Genomic DNA, 24,273 nt, shown 5'->3' with positions numbered 1-24,273 from the left:
ATCTGTTGTCTGGATCACCCGCCCGGCGGCGGCTCCTCCGCGTGATCGTCCGCCCAGCCGAGCGCCTCGATGATCGCCTTCTCCGCGATGGCCGACATCGTCGACATGTAGGTACCGCTGACGTGGTTGTCATCAAGGTAGACGAGCACGTTGCCGATCACCGGCGGGCAGACCTCGGCCGTGCAGAAGTAGTCGCTGAAGTCGAGGAACCGCACGTTGGACGGCAGATCCGGCAGCGTCTCGTACGGCGGCTCCGCCGCATAGAGGTCGTAGCGCGGCGTGGCGCACTCGGGCGACTCCGCGCCGCGGCTCTCGACGCACGCCGACGGCGACTGGCCGAAACGCGGGTTGTCCCGCACCGCCAGCACCGGGATGCCCGCCTCGTCGACCTTGCGCCACTGCGCGATGTAGCCGGCGGGAACCCGCTCTTCGACGCCGATCTTCACGTCCCTGGTGCCGATCGTCATCACCGCGTCGGGGCGGGTGGTGACGATTTCGTCCACCACGGCGGTGTTCCAGTCGATACAGGACTGGTCACCCGGTACGGCGTCGGAGTCGGTCGAGAAGGGGCAACCGCCGCGGAGGATCGACGTGACCTCCCAGTTCTTCTTTTCGGCGACCGGCAGCAGGGCGCCGAGGAACTGCCCGGCGTGCGAGTCGCCGGCGACGACGATCCGGCGGGTGGGATGCCCCGTGGTCTGCGACGTACAGACTTCGAGATCGGCGTTGCGCGGCGAGGTTCCGCACCGGGCCGGGTCGATCCCCGCCCAGTCCTCGGACACCGCGACGAACGACGGGACGAGCGCGGCGTCGGCGGCACCCCAGTACGTGAACCCTTCGGTATGCGCGAGCGCGCCGGGATGGTCGGGATCGTCGACCGCGATCGAGTAACTCTCCGCCTGGCTCACGCTCACCCACTGCCAGGCGCCTGTCGCGGCGAGCACGGCCGCGAGCGTCGCGGCACCGAACCGGTAGGCGCCCCAACGGTTCCCGGTCCCGATCGCGGACACGCGGACCGGCTTCTCGACCAGATGATGGGTCAGCACGGCGAGGCCGAACGCCAGCGCGATGATCACCGCGCCCCCGCGCAGGCCGACCTCTTCCCGGTCACGCGCGACGAGATAGAAGACCAGGACCGGCCAGTGCCACAGGTAGAGCGCGTAACTCAGATCGCCCAGGTACTTCAGCGGGCGGCTGCTGAGGAAACGATCGGCGCCGGCTTTGAACGCGGTGTCGCCCGCGAGGATCACCAGCGCGGCCGACAGGGTCGGCCAGAGCGCGAGATAGCCGGGAAAGACCGTCCCGACCTGGAGCACCAGCCCGCAGGAAACGAGCCCGGCGACCCCGGCCCAGCCGAACACGACCCGCGCCGGACGGGGCACCTGGATCCGGTCGATGAGCAAGGCGAGCAGGCCACCGAGCGCGAACTCCCAAACCCTCGTCAGCGAATCGAAGTACGCCAGCGGCTGATCGACCGCGGTCAGCCACACCGAGTACGCGAGCGAGGCGGCGAACACCACACCGAGGGTCGTGGCCAGCAGCGGAAGCACGTCGCGGCCCGCCCGCTTGGCGATCAGGAGCACCAGCCCGACCAGCAACGGCCAGACGACGTAGAACTGCCCCTGGATCGACAGCGACCAGAAGTGCTGGACGACGCTCGCCGAGTTGTGCTGGGCGAAGTAGTCGGCGGAATCCGCCGCCAGCTGCCAGTTCTCCAGGTACAGCGCGGAGGTGACGACCTCCTTGATCGTCTGGAACCAGCGGTTCTGCGGCAGCAGCACCATGCTTACCGCGACGACCAGCAACAGCACGGTGAGTGCGGCCGGGAACAGCCGCTTGATCATCCGGCCCCACATCGGCCGGTACTCGATCTTGCCGCGCGCCGCCGCGCGGTAGAGCTGACCGGTGACGAGGAACCCGGAGATCAGGAAGAACGCGTCGACGCCGCCGGAGATCCGGCCGAGCCACACGTGGTAGACGACCACCAGCACACACGCGAGCGCCCGCAGTCCCTGGATTTCCGGGCGGAACCGCCGCTCCGTCTCCCGCACACAACCACCACCATGATCACCGGCCGCCGACGGGCCGGGACCCTACGGCAGGAAGCTGTGAGCAAGCTATGCCCCCTCGTGGTGTGGGTGGCAGTTGATCGCAAGTACGTGAAGGCCCCCTTCACTGCGCTAGACGCAAGGAAGGGGGCCTTCACGTACTGCAGGGGCGAGCGAGCGTGGCAGTGGCGTGGTGGGGCGCCACTCACGAGGGCGCGGGCAGGATCAGGTCGACTTCTGGCCGTCGATGCTCTCCCGCAGGATGTCGGCGTGCCCCGCGTGCTGCGCGGTCTCGGCGATGACGTGCGCCAGCACCCGGCGCACGCTGCGCACCGCGCCCGGCGGGTTCCAGGGCGCCTCCGGCAGCGGATGCGTCGCGGAAAGGTCCGGGATCGACGAGACGATCTCCGTCGTCCGCGCGGCCACCTCCTCGTAGCGCGCGAGGATCCCCGCGAGGGTGTCGCCGGGCAGCATCCTGAAGTTGTTCTGGTGGTCGATCGCCCACTGCGGGAACTCGCGGGCGGTCCCGGCGCCGAGATCCGCCCAGGTGACGCCCTCCGGCAGGTCGTAGGTCATCGCGGACGGACCCTCGACCACGAAACGCAGCCACATCTCCTCGATCGAGGCGACGTGTTTGATCAGCCCGCCGAGGCTCAGCTCGCTGACCGTCGGATGCGCGTCGAGTTGCTCGTCCGTGAGCCCCTGGACGGTGGTGGTCAGCGTGGCGCGGACGGTGTCGAGGGCTTCGAGCAGGTCGGCGCGCTCGGCGTCGAGGATGGTGGCGGTCATCGGGCCCTCCGTGTTGTCGTTTTCTGGCACGACACGACTCTCGCAGGGGTAGAGGACAGGTTGTGGCCGCTACTGCGGGCATGATGGAAAACATGCCGAAGACCTCCGCGCGACTGCTGTCGATGCTCTCGTTGCTGCAGGCCCGCCGCGACTGGCCGGGGGCGCTGCTGGCCGAGCGGCTGGACATCAGCCCGCGCACCGTGCGGCGCGACGTCGACAGGCTTCGCGAGCTCGGCTACCCCATCGCGACCATCAAGGGTCCCGACGGCGGATACCGGCTCGACGCCGGATCCGAGCTGCCGCCGCTGTTGTTCGACGACGAACAGGCGGTCGCGCTGGCCGTCGCGCTCCAGATCGCCACCACCAGCGGCGCGGGCATCGAGGAGGCGGCGATGCGGGCGCTGCACACGGTCCGCCAGGTGATGCCCTCCCGGCTGAGGCGCCGGATCGACACGGTGCGGGTCACCGCCGTCGAATCGCCCGCGAGCCGCTCGGAGCCCCGCGTCGACGGCGACGTCCTGCTCGCGCTCGGTGCGGCGGTGCACGCCCGCGAGGTCCTGCGGTTCGACTACGCGGACGCGCGGCGCCGCGCCGAACCGCATCACCTCGTCACCTGGCACGGCCGCTGGTATCTCGTCGCCTGGGATCTGGATCGCGCGGATTGGCGCACCTTCCGGGCCGACCGGATCTCTCCGCGCACCCCGACCGGCCCGCGGTTCACACCGCGTGAGCTGCCGGTCCCCGACGTCGCCACCTTCGTCGCGAGCCGGTTCCGTGGCGCGTCCGAGTCCGGCGAATGGCCGTGCCGCGGGGAAGTCGTCCTCGACCTCCCGGCGGCCACGGTGTCCCACTACGTCCGCGACGGTGTCGTGGAGGAACTCGGGCCTGATCGGTGCCGTCTGGTGCTGGGGTCGTGGTCGTGGGCCGGGCTCGCGGCGAGTATCGGCCGGTTCGACGCCGACATCGAGGTCGTCGGGCCGCCCGAACTCAGGGAGGCTTTCGCCGTGCTGGCCCGCCGTTACACGAAGGCCGCCCGCTGAACACGGGTACGGCGCCGGGGACCGCCCAGGGTCTGGAGGCGGTGCCCGACGCCGTAGACCGCCCGTGGTCCGGGGGCGGCGCCCTCCGGTGCCGGCCCGCCCGGGGTCCGGCACCGAAGCCTCTGGGCCGTCACGACTTGTGGTGCACCTCCTGGAGCCCGTACACCGGCGTCGGGATGCCCTCGTAGCGCGCTTTCAGTTGCAGCGCCAGGTAAAGGGAGTAGTGCCGCGACTGGTGCAGGTTCCCGCCGTGGAACCACAGGCCTTCCTTCCGCGTGGGCTTCCACATGTTGCGCTGCTCCCCCTCCCACGGCCCGGGGTCCTTCGTCGTGCCGGAGCCCAGGCCCCAGCATTTGCCGACGAGGTCCGCGGTCTCCTGCCCGACCAGGTCCGCGACCCAGCCGTTCATCGAGCCGTAGCCGGTGGCGTAGACGACGACGTCCGCCTCCAGCTCCGTGCCGTCGGACAGCACCACCGCGTCGCGGGTCAGGTGGTCGACCTGGCCGTGGGCCAGCTTGATCTTCCCGTCGGCGACGAGTTCCGACGCGCCGACGTCGATGTAGTAGCCGGAGCCGCGCCGCAGGTACTTCAGGAACAGACCGGAGCCGTCGTCGCCCCAGTCGTGCTGGAACCCGGCCGCCTCCAGCCGCGCGTAGAAGTCCTTGTCCCGCTCACGGATCGCGTCGTACACCGGGATCTGGAACTGCGGCATGATCCGGTACGGGATCGACGCGAAGATCATGTCCGCCTTGTCGGTGGTGACCCCGGAACGCACCGCGCGCTCCGAATACAGGTCGCCGAGCCCCAGGTCCATCAGTGAATCCGACTTCACCACATGCGTCGACGAGCGTTGCACCATGGTGACGTCGGCGCCGTGTTCCCACAGCGCCGCGCAGATGTCGTGCGCGGAGTTGTTGGAGCCGACCACGACCGCTTTCTTGCCGGCGTAGGAATCCGGGCCGGGGTGCTGGGACGAATGGTGCTGATCGCCCTCGAAGTCGTCCATTCCCGGGAACGACGGGAGATTCGGCTTGCCGGACATCCCGGTCGCGAACACGACGTGCCGCGGGGTGAGCACCAGTTCCTCGCCCTCGCGGACGACGGTCACCAGCCACTGCTGCTTTTCCTCGTCCCAGGAGGCCGAAGTGACCTCGGTGCTCGTCCAGTACGGGACCTCCATGAGCCGCGTGTACATCTCGAGCCAGTCGGCGATCTTGTCCTTGGGCGCGAACACCGGCCAGTTGTCCGGGAACGGCAGATAGGGCAGGTGGTCGTACCAGACCGGGTCGTGCAGGCAGAGGTTCTTGTACCGCTTGCGCCACGAGTCGCCCGGCCGCTGGTTGCGTTCCAGGACGAGCGTGGGCACGTCGAGCTGCCGCAGCCTGGCGCCGAGCGCGATCCCGCCCTGGCCGCCGCCGATGACGACGACGTACGGCTGCTGCTCGTAGCCGAGCCGGGTCTGTTCCTCCTCGCGTTTCTCCGCCCACGACTTCCGGCCGCGGACGACGCCGTGCTCGACGCCCTTCGGCCGCTGTTCGTTGCGACGTTCTTCGAAACCCTTGAGCTCACGCAGACTGGTCAGCAGGGTCCACGCGCCTTCGTCCTTCAGCCTCAAGTGGCCCTTCGCGCGACCTGTCGCGGTTTCGAATTCCAGCCACGCTTCGGTGACGCCGTCGGCTTCGGTCGGCGTCTCGGTCGTGCGGAACCCGGAGGGATCGATCCGGTCGAGGCAGTCGCCGAGCATGCCGGCCACCTCGTCGCGTCCTTCGACGGTCTTGATCGTCCAGGTGAAGGCGACCAGGTCACGCCAATAACTGTCGACGGCGAAAAGCGCGGTGGCGGCTTCGACGTCGCGGGCGGCGAGGGCCGATTCGAATCGGCTCAGCCAGGCGTCCACCCGAGCCTGCGGCGAGCCCGTCGCCTCGATCCGGTCCACCGTCTGTGTCATGGCCACTCCTGAACTTCGGCGTTCGGCTGTTACCCCGATCACACGCCGCGGGCGGGTGGAGCGGCAAGGGTTGCAGCGAGTTGCAGCGCGGCTCCATGGCGCACCTCGTCCGCCGGTCCTATGCTGGTCAGTCGACGCGATGGTGCGGAGGTGGCGTGTGGGCGTGCACAGCTCGGTCCCGCCAGGCGCCGACCTGCCGATGCACGCCCGCGACCTGATCCGCATGCACGAAGCCGTGATCGGCGGCGGCCGCCCTCGGGTCCGGCCGCGGCCGCTGGTGTCGCGCTCGTGGTCGCGGATGCTGAGCCTGGGGCTCGCCGCCGACGGCGTGAACACCCGGGATTCGGTGCCGCTCGACGAGGTCGCCCGCCGTCGACGCGCTTCCCCTTTGCGGCTGGTGGTGGAAGATCTCGGGCAGGTGGTCGGCGCGACGGCCGACACCGCGAACATGCTGCTCGTGGTGACCGACGCCGACGGCATCATCCTCTGGCGGGTGGGTTCGCCCGCCGTGCGGCGCCGGGCCGACACCCTGGGCTTCACCGAAGGCGCCGTCTGGACCGAAACCAGGGTCGGCACCAACGCGATCGGCACCGCGCTCGCCGAGGCCGCGCCGGTGGAACTGCTCGCCGGGGAACATTTCGAACAGGGCCAGCATCCCTGGTACTGCACCGCGTCGCCGGTGCACGATCCGCGCACCGGCGAACTGCTCGGCGTGATCGACGTCAGCGGTCCCGCGCTCACCTTGCATCCGGCGATCGGCGCGCTGGTGGAGACCGGACGGCGGCTGGTCGAATCCGAACTCTGGCGGCACCACCAGCAGGGTCTCGACCGGTTGCGCCGGACCGCCGAACCGGTGGTGACCGGCGTGGGCGGCCCGGTCCTGCTGGTGGACGACGACGGCTGGGTGGCCCACTCCGCCGGGGTCGCCTCCGGCGCGCGGATCGCCGCGCCGTCGGAAGGACAGATCCTCGCCGTGCCCGGGCTCGGCGCCTGTCTGCCCGAGCGGCTGGCCGAAGGCTGGCTCGTCCGTCCCGCCGACACCGCGCGCCAGGTGCGGCTGGAACTCGAACTCGGCCACGCGCCGATGCTGCGGATGGCGTCGGGTGACGTCGGCTGGGTCCGCACCGTGACACCGCGGCACGCGGAGATCCTGGTACACCTCAACACGGCCGGCCTGTCCGGGCTTTCGGCCGAAGCGCTCAGCAGGGCGCTCTACGGCGACGCCGAACACCTCGTCACCGTCCGTGCCGAAGTCTCCCGGCTGCGACGGCTGCTGGGGGCCATTGTGGACACCCGGCCGTACCGGCTCGCCGCGGGTGTCACCCTGACAGTCCATAAAGGACTCGAAGTCGGCGGCTGAACCTCGCCCGGTTGCCGGACGGTCGGTCCGGGTACTCCGCGCGGATGGAGATCGTGCTCGCCGGAGCGGGCGTTCTGGCATTGTGCGCCGCCGTGCTGCCGAACCTGCTGCACGAACGGGCGTTGTCGATGCCGCTGGTCCTGTTGATGGGCGGGCTGGTCTTCGGGCTGCTTCCCTTCGCGCACCCCTACGGCCAGGGTGTCCTCGACCCACGGTCGCAAGTAGGCGCCGTCGAGGTGATCACCGAACTCGGCGTCCTGGTGTCCCTGGTCGGCGCGGGGCTGAAGTCCGACCGGCTGATCGGCTGGCGATCGTGGAACTCGACGTGGCGGCTGCTGGCGATCACGTTGCCGCTTTCGGTCTGCGCGGTCGCCTTCCTCGGCTGGTGGGCGCTCGCCCTGCCCCCCGCCGCCGCGCTGCTGCTGGGCGCCGTGCTTTCCCCCACCGACCCGGTGCTGGCGAGCGACGTCCAGGTGCCCGCGCCGCATACCGGCGACGGGCGGGGCTCGGACAACGAGATCAGGTTCACGCTGACCTCGGAGGCCGGGCTCAACGACGGCCTGGCGATGCCGTTCGTGTTGCTGGCGCTCGTCTTGGCGGGGACGGCGAGCACGTCGCCGGTGCCCTGGCTGCTGACCGAGGTCCTGGTCCCGCTCGCGATCGCCGTCCTGGTCGGCTTCGTCTGCGGGCGGTTGCTGTCGTGGCTGATGTTCCGTGTGCGGCACGAAAGACTGCGCCTGGGCGAATACTCCGACGGCCTGGTGGTGCTGGCCATCGCGTTCCTCCCGTTCGCACTCTGCGAGTGGCTGGGCGGTATCGGCTTCGTCGCGGTGTTCACGGCCGCGGCGACCATCCGCGCCAGCGAACGGTCGCACGAGTACCACGGGGTGCTGCACGAATTCGGCGATCAGCTGGAACGGCTCTTCGTCGCGCTGGCCCTGCTCGGTCTCGGTGTCGCGCTGGGCGACGGCCTGCTGGCGGGTCTGACGCTCGCCGAAATCCTGGTGGCGGTCGCGGCGGTGGTCATCGTGCGCCCGCTGTTCGGCGGCCTGGCGCTGCTCGGCGGCTCCACCACCCGCCCGGCGGCGACGGCGATCGCGTTCTTCGGCATCCGCGGGATCGGCAGTCTCTACTACCTCTCGTACGCGCTGGGGCACGGCGATTTCCCGATGGCCGACTCGTTGTGGCGGGTCACGGCGCTGACGATCGCGGTTTCGGTGCTCGTGCACGGGCTGCTGTCCGGTCCGGTGATGCGCAGGCTGGAGGACCGGGGGATGCAGAACCTGGAGAACGGGTGAGCCCCATCGGTATCAGCAGTCACTGCGGGTTGCGCGTGTTAAGGACCCCTTCACGCGGCTCAGCCGAGGAAACTCGACCTTCACACCCCCCCAGTACGCGAAGGTCCCTTCACTGCGCTAGACGCCAGGGTCCCGGCAAAGTCGCATAAGTGCTGGCCAGCACCACACCCTGTTTCCGTCCACAAAGGACGCCAGCAGTCGAGTAAGTGTCCGTTTGATTCTTATTTGTACGGTTTCCGAGTGGGGTCGTGAGTGGCGATTGTCGTCAGAACGACCAAAAACACTCACGACCGCCCCGGAAAACGCCCAAACCGGGCAAGACCGCCTTGGCAGTGTCCCCTGTGGACGGTCGAGCGATGTGGGGGATCAGCGTGACGAACCCCTTGGTCGCCGCTTGACCAGCGCTTATGCGACTTTGCCGGGATCCTGGCTAGACGCATTGAAGGGGCCTTCACGTACTTCAACCGTTCGCGACTAGCCGCTAGCGATGCCACTCCCGGCCCTCGAGCCGCGCCTTCACCCGCTGCAACGTCGTCGCGATGTTCGCCCGATTCGTCCCGGCGCGATCCGGCTCACCGGTGATGAGGATGGCGAGAGGCACGAACCACGGCGGCACCCGCAGCCAGTTCGTCACGGTGAGACGGCTGCCGTCGCCTTCCGGGACGATGTCGTACTCCCACCGCGAAATCGGCACGAAGAACGGCGTGCGCACCCGGTAGGCGAACCGCCGCCCGGGCTCGGCCTCGACGATCTCGGCGTGGGTCACCCACCGCCGTAGTCCGTTGCGGTTGCTGCCGGCGAACCAGTTCCCGACGCGCGCTTCGGTCGCGCCGCGGATCCAGCGCGCCTTGCGCAGTTCCTCGGTGCACTCCGACATCGCGACCGGATCGCTGACGAGCCGGTACACCTGCTCGGGGCCGGCGCCGATCGTGACCTCCCCGGTCGCGATCGGTTCGCTGTACGTCAGGCTGTCCCTCGGCTTCGTCGCCATCGCGCCTCCCAGTCGACTTCGCCAGCCCACCAGCAGGAGCCCCACCGGTCAAGCCCGGCGCGGGAAGCACCGCACGGACGCGGAATCATCGGGCCGCGATGAGTGCTTGGGGTGCGGCTTGCTTCATCCGCGTACGAAGCCAGGTCAGTTGCCGCGAGGTCTCCTGTTCGTGGTCCTCGACGAGGTCGAGCAGTTCCCGGTCGCGCAGGCCCTGGGCGGCCTGGCCGACCACGGTCCAGGTGATGTCGGTCCCTCAACAAGCCGACACCAACCGCTGCGGGTGCCTTCCAGGCCCGCGGCGTGGAGCCGCCCGGGATCCTTTTCACGGTCTTCGCCGTACCGCTCGACGATGGGGGCGAGCGCGTCGGTCTGCCGGTCGATCCGTCCGGCGAGCAGCAGGCACGTGTGCTCGACGTCGGGCTCCCTCGCCGGTACGGGGTCCGCGCGCCCCAGACCTCCGCGATTCGCTCCGGTACCGCGTCTGCGTTCATGCGGAAGCCGTACCACGCCGCTCACCAGCCGAAACACCGGACAAAGCGGGCGGACGGGTCAGGTGGCCGGTTCGGCCGGGAACACGACCTGGAAGCCCAGCGCCCGCAGCATCTGCGTGAGCATCGCCCTGGTGTTGGCCTTGGCGCGTTCGAGCAGACCGGAGTGCTGCGCGGCTTCGCCGATCCGTTTCTCCGCGGCGAGATAGAACGGCCGCTGATCCTGCACGGACACCAAGGCGCCGAGCCGGTCGATCAGGCCACGCTCCTGACCGAAGACGTAGCTGCGTCCGTTGTCCAAATTGGGTTTCGCCAGCTTCGGTTCGGGCAGCCGCACCTCGACCGTCCTCCGGTCTTCGGACACGGTCAGCGAATTCTCCACCAGCGGCCCGAAATCGACGTACGCGTCGACGGAACCGGCCGCGACGAACAGCGTGCGTTCCCCGGCGATGCTCGCGGGCACCCACGCGACGTCCTTCTCGATGTCGACGACGACCTGGTAGTCACCGACGGCCGCGTGGTACTGGCTCAGATCCCGCACCGCCTGGAGCACCGCGGGCTGCGAACGGTCCACAGTGGACGTTCCGAACGGGTCGAGCTTCGGCAGGAGCCCGGTGATCTGCAGGGCCGCGGCGACGACCAGCAGCCCGACCAGCACGAACGCCCCGAGACGCACCCAGCGTTTCTTCACGCCCACCACCGCCCCTCGTCCGCAAGGAGTACCCGGCGGACGCGGTCCCGAAGCGTTGACGGCGGATTCCCGTACGATCGGCGGAACCCGGTTCCGCACTTGGAGTAGTTTGGCCGCATGCAGAACGTCTTGCCCGCGCCGGAGAAGACCGGGCTGAACATCTCGGCGTTGCACTGGGCGGGTTTCCTCGGAATCGCCGTACTCGTGCTGGTCACGTCCGGGATCGGCCTGCCCTCGGTGCTGGTGGTGGCGCTGGGCGTCGCCGGGATGGCCACCCTCGTGCTGTCCTGGCTCGGTATCGGACGGCTCGCCGCCGGGCTGCCCGAGCGGCGGCTGTACTGGATCGCGCTCTCGTGGTGCGCGCCGCTGCTCGCCGCGCGCCCCCTGTTCAGCGGCGACATCAACAGCTACCTGGCGCAAGGCCTGATCGCGGCCAAGGGACTGGACACCTATCTCGTCGGGCCCGCCGAGGCGCTCGGCGCCGATTCCCCGGTGACGATGGCCGTCAGCCATTACTGGCGGGACACGCCCGCGCCGTACGGTCCCGCGTTCGTCGCGCTGGCCCGCACGATCGCCCAGATCGCCGGGGACGCCTTCGTGCCGACGGTGCTGCTCCACCGGCTGCTGGGCCTGATCGGGATCGTGCTCATGGCGTGGGCACTCCCCCGGCTGGCCCGCCGCGTCGGGGTCTCGCCGTCGATCGCGTTGTGGCTGGCCGTGCTGAATCCACTGGTGCTCTGGCACATCGTGGCCGGCATGCACAACGACGGGCTCATGGTCGGGCTGATGGTCGCCGGGCTGGAGCTCGTCCTCATGGGCGCGGCGAAGACCGGCACGGCCCGGCCCGCCCTGATCGCGGCGGGCGTGGTCGCGGTGAGCGCGGCCGCGAACATCAAGATCGTGGCCGTCGCGGGCCTGCTGTTCGTCGGCGTCGACCTATTCCGCCGGGCGACGCCCGCCGGCCGCGTGGCGGTCGCGCTCGGGCTGCCCGCCGGATTCGCCGCCGTCACCGCGGCGATCTCACTCGGCAGCGGGCTCGGCTTCGGCTGGGTCCGCGTGCTCTCCGGGGTCTCGGGCCAGGTCCACAGCTGGATGGCGCCCACCAACGAACTCGGCTTCCTCGTCGGCGGGGTCGGCAAGATCTTCGGTGCCGATCTGACCGACGGCGCGATCGAGGTGTTCTCGCTCATCGGCGCGATCCTCGGTCTCGCCGTCGGCGCCAGGCTGCTGTGGCTCACGTACCGGGAGAAGCTGCACCCGCTCTACGCCGCGGGGCTGACCTTCGCCGCGATGCTGGTCCTCGGGCCGGTCGTGCAGCCCTGGTATCTCCTGTGGACGGTCGCGCTGCTCGCCGTGAGCCTCACGACCGACCGCGGGCGGTGGATCCTCGCCGTGGTCAGCGCCGTGTTCGGCGTGCTGCTCCCGCCCGCGAACGGCGGCGCCGTGTCCTTGGCGCTGGGCTACTTGATCGCCGTCGTGCTCATCGGCGGCACCTTGTTCGTGCTCAAGCGGAAGGGCCTCTTGCCGGAGATCAGGTTCCGCAAGAGCCGGACGTAAAGGCTCCATCGAGCGGGTGTCTCGACCGTGCCGGTGAGCTCACGCTCGGCGCGGTCGAGGCAGTCCTCCAACAGGGCGTCGTGCATCGGCCGCCACAGCAGCGGATACGTCAGCCACGCGGGATGCCGGAGCCGCAGCACCATGAGGTGCCCGAGTTCGGTCTTCCCGTTTTCGGTCGTCCGCAAGGTGAATTCGTGGAATCCGTCGAAGCCGCGCGGCGCGGTGAACCGGAACCGCACCGACTTCCCGGGTTCGCAGGACTCGACCCGATATCGCACCGGCCCGTGCCCACCGGTCGCTCCCACCCCGAGCGGCCGGTCGAACCGCATCGGCGGCCACGCGTCGACGGGCCAGAGCCTGTCGCCGTCCGTGGCCAGCGTGTCGATCAGCGCGCCGACGCGTTCCTGTGCCACGTCGACGATCCGGTGATGCCTGTTCCATACGCGCATCGCGCCTCCCAGTTCTAGAGACCTTCCCCTAAAACGATAGTAGAGGATAGTCTCTGAAAATGGGACGGCCACCGCGGCACACCGCCGACGACTTCCTCGACGCCGCCGTGCGGATCTTCGCGACCGAAGGGGCGGCCGGGGTGACCATGTCGGCCGTCGCCCGCGAGGTCGGCGCACCGAGCGGGTCGATCTACCACCGCTTCCCCGGACGTCCGGCGTTGCTCGCCGCCGTCTGGCTCCGCACCCTGGACGGCTTCCAGCAGGGCTACCTCGAAGCGCTCGAACAGGAGCCGGCCGTCGAAGCCGCCGTCGAGGCCGCCGCGCAGGTCGTCCGGTGGTGCCGTGCCCATCCCGCCGAGGCGAAACTGCTCTACGGGGGCGACAGCGCACTCGGCGTCGACGACTGGAGCGCCGAGGACCGCGCCCGTGCCGAGGCCGCCAACCACCGGCTCGACACGGCGATCACCAAGGTGCTGCGAAAGCTGCGTCCGCTGACCGGCCGGAGCACCGACGAGCTGATGCTGGCCCTCGTGGACCTCCCCTACGCCGCGGTGAGAAGACATCTCGACCGCGGCGAGGCACCGCCGCCACGCACCGTCGACCTGGTGACGCGGACGACGCGCACGTTGCTGACGGGCTGAGCTCAGATTCGGGCGGGGATCACGAGAGAGAACTCCCCGCCGTCGACCAGGTCGAGCAGCAGCCGGGCGGTCCGGCTCGGCGGTCGTTCACCCCGGGTGGCGATGGTCAGCGGCCAGGTGAGGCCAGGCTCGTCGAGCGGGATGGTCCGGACCCCCGCGAGCAACTTGAGATCGGGCACGACGGCGACACCGAGCCCTGCCGCCACATAGGAGGGCACGGCACGCAGGTCGGCGACCTCGACGATGACCCGGCGCGGCGCCCCGAGTGCCTCGAAAGCACGGTCCAGGGCCACCCGGTTGCCGAAGCCGCGGGGATTGTCCACGAACGACTCGCCCGCGAGGTCCGCCAAGGTCAGCGACCGCCGTCCGCTCAGCCGATGGCCGTCGGGCAGCACGGCGACGAACGGCGCCGAACCGAGCAGTTTGGCTTCGAGCCCGGCGAGATCGGATTCGGGCAGACCGAGGAGGGCGACGTCGAGCCTGCCCTGACGCAGGTCCTCGGCCAGTCCGGTCGAGCCGGTGATCGACACCGAAACGTGCAGGTCGACCAGCGGATAACAGCGGTGGAACGCGCCGAGCAGATCGGGCAGGTCGAGATCGCCGACGCTGGTCAGCGTGCCGATGCGGAGGCTGCCCCGCAGGCCGGCGGAGGCGTCGGTGACCACGTCGCGGGCCCTGTCGAAGGCTTCCAGCGCGGCCTTCGCCTCGGGCAGGAACACCTTCCCCGCCGGGGAGAGCTCAACCCTTCGCGTGGACCGATCGAACAGCTTGACCCCCAGTTCGCCTTCGAGGGCCTGGATCGTCGCAGAGACGGTGGACTGCACCGCGTACAACCGCTGGGCGGCGCGAGTGAAGCTGAGTTCCTCGGCTACGGCGACGAAACACTCGAGTTGGCGGGTCTCCACGGCTTCGATTATCGCATCCAGCGATAACTGTGACCAGGATTGTTCGTTGGACTTGGATGATCCGAAGATTCACAGTGGAGACATGCTGAACAGCGTCGCCCTCCCCCGTCCCGCGTTCCTGCGGATCAGCCATGGTCGCGGTTTCTGGATCATCGCGGCGGCCTACGCCGCCTCGCTGGCCTTCTCCACCGTCCCTACCCCGCTCTACGTGCTTTACCAGCAGCGCGACGGCTTCCCGACCTACGTCGTGACCATCGTCTTCGCGGCGTACGCCGTCGGCGTGATGGGCAGCCTGTATCTGGCCGGCCACGTCAGCGACTGGCTGGGACGACGACGGGTGATCCTCGCCGCGACCTTGGCCCAGGCGCTGTCCGCGACACTTTTCCTGGCGTGGCCGGATGTTCCGGGTCTGATCCTGGCCAGGCTCGTCGGCGGCGCGGGCATCGGCGCGCTGACCGCGACCGCCACCGCGCACCTGTCCGAACTCCGCGCCGTCGCCCGGCCCCGGGAGGAGCACGGCCGCGCGGGTCTGATCGCGACCGTCGTCAACATGGGCGGGCTGGCGCTCGGGCCGCTGTTCGGTGGCGTTTTCGCGAGCTATTCGGCCGAGCCGCTCACCACCCCGTTCGTGTTCTTCCTGGTCCTGCTGCTCGCCGCGGCCATCGCCGTCGCGCTCGTGCCGGAAACCGTGGAACGCGCCGAAGAACGGCCCGCGTATCGGCCGCAGCGCGTCTCGCTGCCGTCGAGCGCGCGGCCCGCCTTCTTCGGCGCGGCGATCGGCGCCTTCGCGGCGTTCGCGATCACGGGCCTGTTCATGGCGCTGACGCCGACGTTGCTGGCGCAGGGCATGCACGAGAGTTCGCGGCTGCTGGCCGGTCTCGCGTCGTTCTCCGTGTTCCTCGCGGCGGCCACGGCACAGGTGCTCTTCGCTGGCCTGGCCAGGAAAACCCAGCTGAGGCTCGGCCTCGGGCTGATGGTGAGCGGGCTGGTGGCGCTGCCGGTCGCGGTGACGACGTCCCAGCTGTGGCTCTTCATCGCGGGCGGGATCGTGGCGGGCGCCGGTGTCGGGCTGGGTTTCCGCGCGTCGGTGGCCACCGTCGCCGCCCTCGCCGAACCGCCGGTGCGCGGCGAGGTCCTCGCCGCCCTGTTCCTGGCCGCCTACGCCGGGCTGGTCCTGCCCATCCTGCTCGTCGGCCTCGCGCTGATCTGGCTGCAGAGCGCGTGGGCGCTGATCGGATTCTCGGTGCTGGAACTGGGTTTGCTCGCCTGGTCGGCCCCCAAGGCGCTGACCTGATCGTCCACAATGGCGCGTCCGCGTGGTGACCCTCGTCAAACCGGCGGGCGGCCCACGCGGGCGGTGTGCCATCCTGGTCGAGGAACCTCCTGAACGAGGTCCCCGGACGAGTGGGTGCCGTACCCGGCCAGCGACAAGACGGCGCTCTGGGAGCGCGTCATGTCGTGGCTTGTCCTTGTCGTCTCAGGTGTTCTGGAAGCCGTGTGGGCCACCGCCCTCGGCAAATCCGAAGGTTTGTCCCGGCCGGTGCCGTCGGTGATCTTCGGCGTCACGCTGGTGGCCAGCATGGTGGGTCTCGCTTACGCGATGAAGGACCTCCCCGTCGGCACCGCCTACGCGGTCTGGGTCGGCATCGGGGCTTCGCTCACCGTCGCCTACGGCATGTGGTCCGGCGCGGAAACCGTTTCGGTGGCCCGGATCCTGCTGATCGTGGGGATCGTCGCCTGCGTGGTGGGTCTGAAGGTCCTGCACTGACCCGGCGCCGAAGGCGTGACTCGCGTGATCAGGGACGGAACTCGCGTGATTGGACACCGATCATCGAGTTCGGCGTCCAATCACGCGAGTTCCGTCTCCGATCACGCGAGTGCGGCGTCACGACCCGGTAAAAAGGGACCGCCCCCGACGCACGGACGACGTCGGGGGCGGTCGGGTCCGGGCGCACCCCTGCGTGTGGCCCGGACGGCTAGGTGGTCAGGCGCGCGCCCAGAGCGCTGGGACGTTCGGCGGCTCCCAACCGACCTGAGCGGTGTGGCCCTGCAGGGCCCGGTACGAAACGCCGTCGTAGGTCACCGTCGCGCCCGCGGCGTAGGTGGTACCGGCCGCCCAGGTTCCGCCGGGCGGGTTGTTCGACGTCGTGGTGGTCGGCGTCGTGCTCGACGGCGGGTTCGAGCCCGAGGTCACCAGGCGGAGGCTGTAGACGCTCAGGATCTCCGAGATCGGCTGGAAGTAGAACGTGCCGCCCGAGCTGCAGTTGCCGGAGCCACCGGAGGTGACGCCCTGCGCCTGGTCGCCCGCGAGCCACGAGCCGCCGGAGTCACCCGGCTCGGCGCAGGCGTTGGTCCGCGTGAGGCCGGAAACGGTGCCCTGCGGGTAGTTCACCGAAGCGTTCTTCTGCTGGATCGTGCCGCAGTGCCAGCCCGTCGTGGAACCGGAGCGGCAGACGGACGCGCCGATCGCGGCCTCCTGCGAACCCGCCACCGGAACGGTGCCCGGATAACGGTTCACCAGTCCGCGCGGGGTGTTGCCCGCGTCGACCCGGACCCACGCGTAGTCGTTGCCGGGGAAGCTGGAGCCCGCGACGGTCCCGCTCGGGTTCGACGTGCGCGTGCCGGTGGTGCCGCAGTGGCCCGCGGTGACGAAGCCGCCCTCGACCGAGAAACCGATCGAGCACCGGCCCGAGCCGAAGGTGTAGGCGTTGCCGCCGATGACGTCGATCAGCGGCACCGGGCTTTCGGTGCTGGTCTCGACCCGCACCGCGTCGGCGCGCACGCCGGAAGCGGTCGCCCACGACTTCGCGGCGGCTTCGCCACCGGCGGTGGCCAGGACGACGATCGAGTTGGTGGTGGCGTCGACGTACCAGCCGGGTACGGTCTTCGGCGCGCTGGTTCCCTTGGCGTCCAACGACAACTTCGCCGCGTCGAGCTGCGCGGCGCTCCGGGCGACCGTCTTCGGGGTCGCGCCGGCCGCACGGACGACGCCTTCCAGGGCCGTGTCGGTGACCGCGACGGTCAGCGTGGTCCCGGACGCGTCCAGCCACGAACCGGCGTAGGACGGGCCGAGCCGGGTCTTGAGGTCGCCGTCGGCGCGGGCCGCCTTCTGCTCGCCGACGAGACGGGTCTTCGCCTGATCCGGGCTGATCTTCAGGTCGCGCGCCAGTGCGGCGACGATCTCCGACTGGACCTGGTCGGCCGCCGAAGCGGTCTGGCCGGCGCTGGCGCTCGGCGTCAGCGCGACGGCCGTGACCAGGCCCGCGCCGGTAAGGGCCGCCGCGGCGGCCGCTACGATCTTTCGGTTCATTTCAGGCGTTTCCTCACCGCGTTCCGGAAGAAGATCTCGTCCCAGACCGTACGAGGCACCTGCTACAAATGGTACATACCATTTAGGTCATATCCACCAAGTGGACTGGACCTATCGACCGCTTCCGCGCTGGTCAGCCCACTCCCGCGTCCGTGTAGTCGACGCCATAACCCGGATTCAACTCCAGGTACTTCGAGTAGGTCGGCCGCCGGTCGATCAGCTCGCCGTACACCGCGCGCGACAGCGCGATCATCTCCGCGGCGAAGGGACCCATCTCCCCGCGTTCCGACCAGCCGACGAGATTCCGCCAGCTCAGCGGATTCCCCGCGATCGGGACCGCGACGATCCCCGGGATCTCGTGGAACAGCGGCTGGCACAACACCACCGCGTGTCCCGACTCGACCATCTCGATACAGGTCAGCACATCGGTCTCGTACAACGAACGCGGTGTGAATCCCGATCTCGCGCACGCGGACGCGAAACAGTCGCCGAAGCATCCGTCGCCCGGCGTCGCGCACCAGCGTTCGTCCGCGAGGGCGCCGAGTTCGACCTCGTTCTGCTGCGCGCGCTCGTCTCGCGCGGACATCAGCACGAACACCGGATGATGCGCGAGCGTCCGCCAGCGAAGACCGGGCTCCGGCGGCGGGGCCGCGTCACCGCAGACGCCGACGAAGGCGAAGTCCAGCGCGCCCTCGGCGGTCATGTCCGCGAGTTTGTTGGCCGACCACGACGTATGCGTGGCGACGTGGATGTCGGGATGGGTTGTGCCGAGGCGTTGCAAGAGCGCCCCCAGCATCGGCCCCGTCGCCGAGCCGAGCCGCAGGGTCACCGGCTCGCCGGTGCCCGCGTGCTGGGCGAGGCGTGCCGCTTCGTCGTGCAGCGACGACACGGCGGGGAGCACCATCTTGGCCCGGTCGAGGACGAGGAGACCGAGCGCGGTCGGCCTCGTGCCGGTGTGATCGCGGAGGAACAGCTTCCCGCCGAGGGTCCGTTCGATGCGCTTCAGTTGTGCTGTCAGTGCAGGCTGGGCCATTCCGAGCGTATTCGCCGCCTTGGTGATACTCCCGAGTTCGGCGATCGCGCACATGATGCGCAGGTGGCGCAGTTCCAGCTCCATCCCTCTACGTTAGTAGACATAACTGGACTGGACCAGACAAACGGTTGAGCCAAATGGCTTCGTATCGCTTGGTTCGCGGTATGCCATCGATGTCAGCAATCCCGGACATGCCGGGGCGTCCGGCCGATACTGTCTCCACGCAACCGACGACGAGGGGGTTCAGTGGCGGACGAGCGTGGACGGCTCCGGCGATCGCTGGCGCGGGTGATCACCGACGACAACCTGGATCTCTACGTACTGGGCGCCGTCGCCTTGGCGTTCACCGTCCTGGGCGCGACCGGGATCTCGGACGTCAAAACGCTTTCCTCCGTGGTGACGGCGCTGCTGGCCCTGCTCGCCTTCTCCCAGATCCGCTCGCGGCGGCTGACCGAACAGGTCCGGGATTCGAATCGCGGCGGCCCCGCGGCACTCTTCGAACCGGAGTTCCCGGCGGATCTCATCTCCCGGCGAGCGGCGGCCTTCGACATCCTTCTCATCGGCCATTCGATGACCAGGACCGTGCAGGGCATGCGCAGCGATATCCGGTCGATCCTCGACTCGGGCGGACGGATCCGGGTACTCGTCCTGGATCCGACCGATGAAGCGATCGTGGAAGTCGCCGATCGCCGGATTTCCCAAAGCCTCGGACAAGGACGGCTGCGGCAGCGGATCCTCACGACCCTGGACGAACTGACGTCCTTGAAGAGCAGGACGAGCGGGAGGCTGGAGATCAGGGTGTCGTCGCGGATCTCCTCCGCGGGCTTCAATTGTCTCGACGTCTCCACCAAACGGGGGCTGATCTGCGTTCAGCACTACGAATACCGGCCGACCGGTTAAGCCTCGCCGGTGTTCACCGTGGAACCGAAGGACGCGCCCTGGTACCGGCACTTCGCCGACGAGGCGGAACGGCTGTGGGAGGACGGCACTCCCTGGCCGGACGATCCCGAGTGGGCTGAAGGCTCCCTTCACCGCATCTGATGCGGTGAAGGGAGCCTTCAGCCCACGGTCCTCTTCGACTTCCGGTTCAGGAACGCCGAGGCCCCGACACCGTGCGCGGCGACGCTCGCCAGCACGGTCACCGACATGACGCTCAGCGCGACGTCGGCCGCCTCCCCGTCGAGCGAGTTGAAGGCCAGCAGCCCGAACACGATCGACGCCGCGCCACGCGGGGCCAGCAGGCCGATGGTCATCCGGTCCCGCCACCGGAAGTCCGTCCGCAGCAAGGTGAGCAGCACCGGGATCAGCCGGGCGACGGTCAGCGCGACGACGCTGACGAGCACGATGCCCCACGTCAGGCCGAACGACAGCACCAGCACCGCGGTGCTGCCGAAGACGAACCACATCAGCAGTCCGCACAGCGAACTGACGTCCTCGGCGAGCCCGAGCTCCTCCTCATCGGGGTGCCGGGCGGTCTTGTAGGCGATCCCGCAGATGAACGCGGCGACGAACCCGTTGCCGCCGATCGCGACGGCGGCGGTGTAGGTCAGCAGCGGCAGGGCGACGGCCGCGACCCGCGCGGAATGCCGGGTCGACCAGCCGTGTTTGGCCGTCACGTTCATCGCCACCGCGGCCACCGCCCCGATGACGGAGCCCGCGAGCACGGCGAGCAACGCCGCCGGGATCGCGGCCTGCAGTGCCTCGCCCGGCGTGTTCGCCTGGTGGTGGCTCCCCGCGAGGGTCAGCGCGAAGATGAAGACCGGCGCGACGACGCCGTCGTTGTAGCCGCTCTCGACGTTCAGCAGATGCCGCACGCGTTCGGGCACGCGCACGTCGTGCACCACCGACGTCGCCGGCGCGAAATCCGTCGGGGCGATGATGCAGGCGATCAGCAGGACCGCCGCCCAGCCGAGGCCCGGCAGCGTCAGCAGGCCGACGCCCATGACGATCAGGATCGTCAGCGGCAACGCGATCAGCAGCAGCCGCACCGCCGTTTTCGCGTCGTGGCCGAGATAACCGCCCTTCACCGCGGTGGCGTCCACGAACAGCAGCAGCGCCAGGATCAGTTCCGCCGCGTTGAGCGCGATCTCGGTGTTGAGCCCGTTGCCGAGATCGTTGCGGGTGGTGAACCCGATCGCCAGCCCGGCCGCGACCATCGCCATCGGCGCGGTGATCTGCCAGCGCTCCAGCCGTGCCACGGTCATCGTCCAAGCCAGCACGACGACCGCGCCGACGAGCACGCTCTGGATCATCTACCCCGCCCCTCGTTCCCGGTGGACTCCCCTGCCACCGGGAACGAGCATAGAGGCCGGGCGGAGCGCGGCGGTCCACAAAGGAACGTCGATCACACCACCGCGCCGTTGTCGTCCCGCTGCCGTGTCGGATTCGCCTTCCGGGCGGGACGTCCGGCCCCGGGCCACCGCTTGTCGAGCAGGATCGCGACGGGCCCCGCGGTGGCCACTGTGGACACCGTGCCGGCGACGAGACCGAGCAGGAGCGCGAGGGCGAAGTCGGCCAGCGAACCGTCCCCGAGGACCAGCAGCGCCCCGAGGACGAACAGCACCCCGATGCCGGTGTTGATCGTCCGTGGCAACGTCTGCAGTACCGCCGTGCCGACGACGCGCGGGAACGGTTCCTTGCGGCGTTGTCCCCGCACCTCCCGCACCCGGTCGAAGACCACCACCGAGTCGTTGACCGAATAACCGATCACCGTCAGGAGCGCGGCGAGGAAGACGCCGTCCATGGACTTGCCCAGCCAGGCGAAGATCCCGAGGATGATCAGGACGTCCTGGGCGAGCGCGGCCACCGTGGCCAGGCCGAGCCGCCAATCGAACCGCACCGCCAGGTAGATCAGCTGCGCCAGCACCGCGAGGCCGAGCGCGATCACCGCCTTGGTGCGCAGTTCGGCGCCGAGACTCGGGCCGATCTTCTCGTCGCGGATCTCGGTGGCGTCGCCCGCGACCCCGGCGACGGCGGTCCGGATCCGTTCGGTGGCGTCCTCGTCGATCGGCTCGGTGCGGACCGAGATGTCCTTCTCACCGGACATCTGCACGACGGCGCGGGGGAATCCGGCGTCGGAGACCGCGTCCCGGACCCGCTCGACGTCGGCGGGCGCCGAAGTGCTGTATTCGACGACCCGGCCGCCGGTGAATTCGACACCGAGGTTCGGCCCGGCCACGAACAGGCCCGCGATCGCGGCGATCACGACCGCGCCCGCCACCATCAGCCAGCGTTTCGGTTTCCCGAGGAATTCGGGATCGCGGCGGTTCACCCACTGCCGGACCCGGCCCTCGTGGGTCAGCCCGGACAGCCGCGGTTTGCGCGCGACCACGCCCCGCATCGTGAGATGCAGCAGCAAACGCGTGAGCACGAGCGAGATGAACAACGCGACGACGACACCGATCGACAGCGTCACCCCGAAGCCGCGCACCGGGCCGGACGCCAGCCAGAACAACAGGCCCGCGGCGAGCAGGGTGGTCACGTTCGAATCGACGATCGCCGACAACGCGCCGCTGAACCCGCGGCTGACCGAGCGCGGCAGCGAACCACCGCGTTTGACCGAGTGTTCCTCTCTCGCCCGTTCGAAGACGAGCACGGTGGCGTCGACGGCCATGCCGATGGCCAGCACGAATCCGGCGAGCCCCGGCAAGGTCAGCGTCGCGCCGACGGCGAGCAGCGCGGCATAGGACACGGCCGCGTACGCCACCAGCGCGCCCACGGCGATCAGCCCGGCCAGCCGGTACACCGCGAGCAGGAACAGCGCGGTCAGCGCCAGCCCGATCACGGCGGCGCGGGCACTGGCGTCGATGGCGGCGGCGCCGAGGGTGGGGCCGACGGTGCGCTGCTCGATGATCTCGACCGGCGTCGGCAGCGCGCCGGCGTTGATCAGCAACGCCAGATCCTTGGCTTCGGCGGGTGAGAACCGGCCGGTGATCTGCGTGCTCCCGCCGACGATCCCGACGCCGCAGCCGACCTGCGGGCTCACCTGCGGCGACGAGATCACCTTGTCGTCGAGCGCGATCGCCACCCGGCGGGTGGGATCACCTGGCGGCGAGCAGGCGGCCTGCCCGGTCAGCCGCTCCCAGGCACGACCGGAATCCCCTTTGAAGTCGACCGAAACGAGCCAGCCACCGCCCTGCGAATCGACCGACGAGAGCGCCTCGTCGACGCCTTCGCCGGTCAGCGCGGCGGGTCCCAGGGTGATCGGCTGCCCGCTTTCGTCGTCGAGGACACGGGAGTGCGCGGCGCCGGGGGCGAGCACGGGATGGAAGGACAGCTGCGCGGTGCGGCCGATCACTTCGACGGCCTCGCGCGGATCCCGGACGCCGGGCAGTTCGACGATGATCCGGTTGTCTCCCGAACGGGCCAGCATCGGCTCGGCGACACCCAGGGCATCGACCCGGCGGCGCAACACTTCGAGCGTCCGGTCGGTGGTCTCCGCGTCGGCGGTGACGGTGGGCGAATTCTTGGTCTCCAGCACGATCTGCGTGCCACCACGCAGATCGAGCCCCAGTCTCGGGGCGGTGGTCAGCAACAGGTACACGGTCGCGGCGAGGACGACCAGCGAGACGACGGCTCGCCCGGTCATGCCTCGCCGCGCGGTTTCGCGCGGCACGAAGTTCTCCTTGGTGATTTCCCGGTTCGGGCGCGCGAACACGCGCCGGTGAGCGTCAGACGGCTACCGGGAAAGGAGGAGCGCGATCACCCGGCGCGAGGCGGTTCGCCGTGCGCGAGGCGGGGGTGGCTTCGTCGTGGAGTTCGCTGAGGCGGAGCAGCGTCGTGGACGCCGGTCCGTGCGGGACGGTGCCGAAGAGAGGCAGATCACCGTGACCGTGCACACCGAGGAGCGCGGGTTCGGCGGCGAGCCTGCCCGCGGCGCGCACCGGCGCGACGGCCTTGGAGACCGAGGAATCGACCGTCGCGTTCGCCCCGCGCGACTCGTCCGCCGAAGCGGAACCGCCCGAGTGCAGCGCGAAGAACAGGCCGAGCGCGGTCAGCACGGCGGCGAGCAGCACCGGCACGGCCTGCCTGGCCGTCCTTCGGCTCGCCACCATCATCGACACACTCCCGGGGTTCTCGACGACACCCTACTGGGATCCGGCCGCCCGCCACAGGCGCGTGATCCCGGCGCGGACGCGGTCCTCCCCCAGTTCCGGCAGCAACGCGGTCAGATGTTCGGCCGCCAGTGGGGCCAGGAGGGCATGCGCGGCGTGCTCCGGGTCGGGAGTGCCGTCGAGCAGGATCGCGACGTGCCGGTGCCAGAACCGGTAGGCCCCGATGCGGTAGCGCGCGCCCGGCGCGGCGGTCTCCGACATCCGCACCAGCGGCAGATGTTCGAGCACATAGTCGACGTACGCGTCGGCGAACGCCACCAGCCGGTCGGCCGGCGGCGCACCCGGGCCCAGCGGCGGCGGCCCGTGCAGGATTCCTTCCTGGAGCAGGCGTTCCCGCGCGTCCAGCAGCGCGACGGCCAGCCCGGCCTTGTCACCGAAGCGGCGGAAGAGCGTTCCCTTGCCGACCCCCGCGGCCGCCGCCACCTGGTCCATCGACACCGCTTCGACCCCGTGCTCGGCGAACAGCGACGCCGCCGCGTCCAGGATCGCGGCCCGGTTGCGGGCGGCGTCGGCGCGCTCCTTGGGCGGCGGCGTGCGCAGAAGATCCAACGAGGTTGCAAAAGCGGACTGCGGTCCGTTATGGTCGTGAGGCACATGCGGACTATAGTCCG

The 24,273-nt window shown here is 69.8% G+C and carries 23 protein-coding genes and 1 riboswitch; of the genes, 9 read left to right on the top strand and 14 right to left on the bottom strand.

Features of this window, described 5'->3' with window-relative positions:
• Window positions 1-14: 14 nt before the first annotated feature.
• Both ACSMFO_RS21980 and ACSMFO_RS21975 read right to left on the bottom strand, forming a co-directional pair.
• Window positions 15-2,051 (bottom strand): acyltransferase family protein, encoded by a 2,037-nt coding sequence (locus tag ACSMFO_RS21980; RefSeq protein ID WP_436460317.1) that lies wholly within the window; start codon window positions 2,049-2,051, stop codon window positions 15-17.
• 222 nt (window positions 2,052-2,273) lie between these two features.
• A complete protein-coding gene (locus tag ACSMFO_RS21975) occupies window positions 2,274-2,837 on the bottom strand; it encodes a DinB family protein (protein ID WP_400568255.1) in 564 nt (187 codons plus the stop codon).
• 92 nt (window positions 2,838-2,929) lie between these two features.
• On the opposite strand from ACSMFO_RS21975, the gene ACSMFO_RS21970 reads away from it, so the two are divergent.
• Entirely contained in the window at window positions 2,930-3,877 is a 948-nt protein-coding gene (locus ACSMFO_RS21970; RefSeq protein ID WP_436460316.1) for a helix-turn-helix transcriptional regulator, read from the top strand.
• A 130-nt stretch (window positions 3,878-4,007) separates the two neighbouring features.
• Here the strand turns inward: ACSMFO_RS21970 and ACSMFO_RS21965 are convergent, their stop codons facing one another.
• The gene (locus tag ACSMFO_RS21965) at window positions 4,008-5,825 is read right to left on the bottom strand and encodes an NAD(P)-binding domain-containing protein (protein ID WP_436460315.1); all 1,818 of its coding nucleotides are present in this window, start codon (window positions 5,823-5,825) and stop codon (window positions 4,008-4,010) included.
• A 157-nt stretch (window positions 5,826-5,982) separates the two neighbouring features.
• Here ACSMFO_RS21965 and ACSMFO_RS21960 point away from each other — a divergent pair, with 157 nt between their 5' ends.
• On the top strand, window positions 5,983-7,185 hold the full coding sequence (locus tag ACSMFO_RS21960; protein ID WP_360091834.1) for a transcriptional regulator: 1,203 nt from the start codon (window positions 5,983-5,985) through the stop codon (window positions 7,183-7,185).
• 11 nt (window positions 7,186-7,196) lie between these two features.
• Complete coding sequence (locus tag ACSMFO_RS21955) at window positions 7,197-8,483, top strand: cation:proton antiporter (protein WP_436460314.1); 1,287 nt, start codon at window positions 7,197-7,199, stop codon at window positions 8,481-8,483.
• Between the two features lie 481 nt (window positions 8,484-8,964).
• On the opposite strand, the gene ACSMFO_RS21950 is transcribed toward ACSMFO_RS21955, so the two are convergent.
• The 3 genes from ACSMFO_RS21950 to ACSMFO_RS21940 all read right to left on the bottom strand — a co-directional run bounded on the left by ACSMFO_RS21950 (window position 8,965) and on the right by ACSMFO_RS21940 (window position 10,659).
• On the bottom strand, window positions 8,965-9,474 hold the full coding sequence (locus ACSMFO_RS21950; RefSeq protein ID WP_436460313.1) for an SRPBCC family protein: 510 nt from the start codon (window positions 9,472-9,474) through the stop codon (window positions 8,965-8,967).
• An 85-nt stretch (window positions 9,475-9,559) separates the two neighbouring features.
• Complete coding sequence (locus tag ACSMFO_RS21945) at window positions 9,560-9,706, bottom strand: hypothetical protein (protein WP_436460312.1); 147 nt, start codon at window positions 9,704-9,706, stop codon at window positions 9,560-9,562.
• A 317-nt stretch (window positions 9,707-10,023) separates the two neighbouring features.
• Window positions 10,024-10,659: a DUF4230 domain-containing protein gene (locus ACSMFO_RS21940; protein WP_436460311.1), complete on the bottom strand. Its 636-nt coding sequence runs from the start codon at window positions 10,657-10,659 to the stop codon at window positions 10,024-10,026.
• 111 nt (window positions 10,660-10,770) lie between these two features.
• Between ACSMFO_RS21940 and mptB the strand changes: the two genes are divergently transcribed.
• Entirely contained in the window at window positions 10,771-12,210 is a 1,440-nt protein-coding gene (mptB, locus tag ACSMFO_RS21935) for a polyprenol phosphomannose-dependent alpha 1,6 mannosyltransferase MptB (RefSeq protein ID WP_436460310.1), read from the top strand.
• On the opposite strand, the gene ACSMFO_RS21930 is transcribed toward mptB, so the two are convergent.
• Window positions 12,114-12,659: an SRPBCC family protein gene (locus tag ACSMFO_RS21930; RefSeq protein ID WP_436460309.1), complete on the bottom strand. Its 546-nt coding sequence runs from the start codon at window positions 12,657-12,659 to the stop codon at window positions 12,114-12,116. The genes mptB and ACSMFO_RS21930 overlap by 97 nt on opposite strands.
• Window positions 12,660-12,718: 59 nt before the next feature.
• On the opposite strand from ACSMFO_RS21930, the gene ACSMFO_RS21925 reads away from it, so the two are divergent.
• Window positions 12,719-13,300 carry a TetR/AcrR family transcriptional regulator gene (locus ACSMFO_RS21925; protein WP_436460308.1) on the top strand — a complete coding sequence of 194 codons (582 nt, stop codon included), beginning with the start codon at window positions 12,719-12,721 and terminating at the stop codon, window positions 13,298-13,300.
• 2 nt (window positions 13,301-13,302) lie between these two features.
• Here the strand turns inward: ACSMFO_RS21925 and ACSMFO_RS21920 are convergent, their stop codons facing one another.
• On the bottom strand, window positions 13,303-14,205 hold the full coding sequence (locus ACSMFO_RS21920) for a LysR family transcriptional regulator (RefSeq protein ID WP_436460307.1): 903 nt from the start codon (window positions 14,203-14,205) through the stop codon (window positions 13,303-13,305).
• Window positions 14,206-14,287: 82 nt separating this feature from the next.
• Between ACSMFO_RS21920 and ACSMFO_RS21915 the strand changes: the two genes are divergently transcribed.
• Window positions 14,288-15,499 (top strand): MFS transporter, encoded by a 1,212-nt coding sequence (locus tag ACSMFO_RS21915; RefSeq protein ID WP_436460306.1) that lies wholly within the window; start codon window positions 14,288-14,290, stop codon window positions 15,497-15,499.
• Window positions 15,500-15,578: 79 nt separating this feature from the next.
• Window positions 15,579-15,647, top strand: a riboswitch (guanidine-III (ykkC-III) riboswitch).
• Between the two features lie 11 nt (window positions 15,648-15,658).
• A complete protein-coding gene (locus ACSMFO_RS21910) occupies window positions 15,659-15,973 on the top strand; it encodes a DMT family transporter (RefSeq protein ID WP_037340344.1) in 315 nt (104 codons plus the stop codon).
• Window positions 15,974-16,189: 216 nt separating this feature from the next.
• On the opposite strand, the gene ACSMFO_RS21905 is transcribed toward ACSMFO_RS21910, so the two are convergent.
• Complete coding sequence (locus tag ACSMFO_RS21905; protein ID WP_436460305.1) at window positions 16,190-17,515, bottom strand: alpha-lytic protease prodomain-containing protein; 1,326 nt, start codon at window positions 17,513-17,515, stop codon at window positions 16,190-16,192.
• A 133-nt stretch (window positions 17,516-17,648) separates the two neighbouring features.
• Window positions 17,649-18,632, bottom strand: coding sequence for a LysR family transcriptional regulator (locus tag ACSMFO_RS21900; protein ID WP_360123070.1), 984 nt, complete (start codon window positions 18,630-18,632; stop codon window positions 17,649-17,651).
• A gap of 162 nt (window positions 18,633-18,794) precedes the next feature.
• Between ACSMFO_RS21900 and ACSMFO_RS21895 the strand changes: the two genes are divergently transcribed.
• Both ACSMFO_RS21895 and ACSMFO_RS21890 read left to right on the top strand, forming a co-directional pair.
• Entirely contained in the window at window positions 18,795-19,448 is a 654-nt protein-coding gene (locus ACSMFO_RS21895; protein WP_436460304.1) for a hypothetical protein, read from the top strand.
• 9 nt (window positions 19,449-19,457) lie between these two features.
• The gene (locus ACSMFO_RS21890) at window positions 19,458-19,589 is read left to right on the top strand and encodes a hypothetical protein (RefSeq protein WP_436460303.1); all 132 of its coding nucleotides are present in this window, start codon (window positions 19,458-19,460) and stop codon (window positions 19,587-19,589) included.
• Between the two features lie 17 nt (window positions 19,590-19,606).
• On the opposite strand, the gene ACSMFO_RS21885 is transcribed toward ACSMFO_RS21890, so the two are convergent.
• The 4 genes from ACSMFO_RS21885 to ACSMFO_RS21870 form a co-directional block, all read right to left on the bottom strand.
• Window positions 19,607-20,800 carry a cation:proton antiporter gene (locus tag ACSMFO_RS21885; RefSeq protein WP_436460302.1) on the bottom strand — a complete coding sequence of 398 codons (1,194 nt, stop codon included), beginning with the start codon at window positions 20,798-20,800 and terminating at the stop codon, window positions 19,607-19,609.
• Between the two features lie 92 nt (window positions 20,801-20,892).
• The gene (gene secD, locus ACSMFO_RS21880; RefSeq protein ID WP_436460301.1) at window positions 20,893-23,163 is read right to left on the bottom strand and encodes a protein translocase subunit SecD; all 2,271 of its coding nucleotides are present in this window, start codon (window positions 23,161-23,163) and stop codon (window positions 20,893-20,895) included.
• A 55-nt stretch (window positions 23,164-23,218) separates the two neighbouring features.
• A complete protein-coding gene (locus tag ACSMFO_RS21875; protein ID WP_360091872.1) occupies window positions 23,219-23,605 on the bottom strand; it encodes a hypothetical protein in 387 nt (128 codons plus the stop codon).
• 30 nt (window positions 23,606-23,635) lie between these two features.
• The gene (locus ACSMFO_RS21870) at window positions 23,636-24,211 is read right to left on the bottom strand and encodes a TetR/AcrR family transcriptional regulator (RefSeq protein WP_350585225.1); all 576 of its coding nucleotides are present in this window, start codon (window positions 24,209-24,211) and stop codon (window positions 23,636-23,638) included.
• Between the last annotated feature and the right edge of the window lie 62 nt (window positions 24,212-24,273).

The organism is Amycolatopsis sp. w19 (assembly GCF_051373225.1).
Classification (GTDB): Bacteria; Actinomycetota; Actinomycetes; order Mycobacteriales; family Pseudonocardiaceae; genus Amycolatopsis; species Amycolatopsis japonica.
This window is presented reverse-complemented; position numbering and strand designations above follow the sequence as displayed.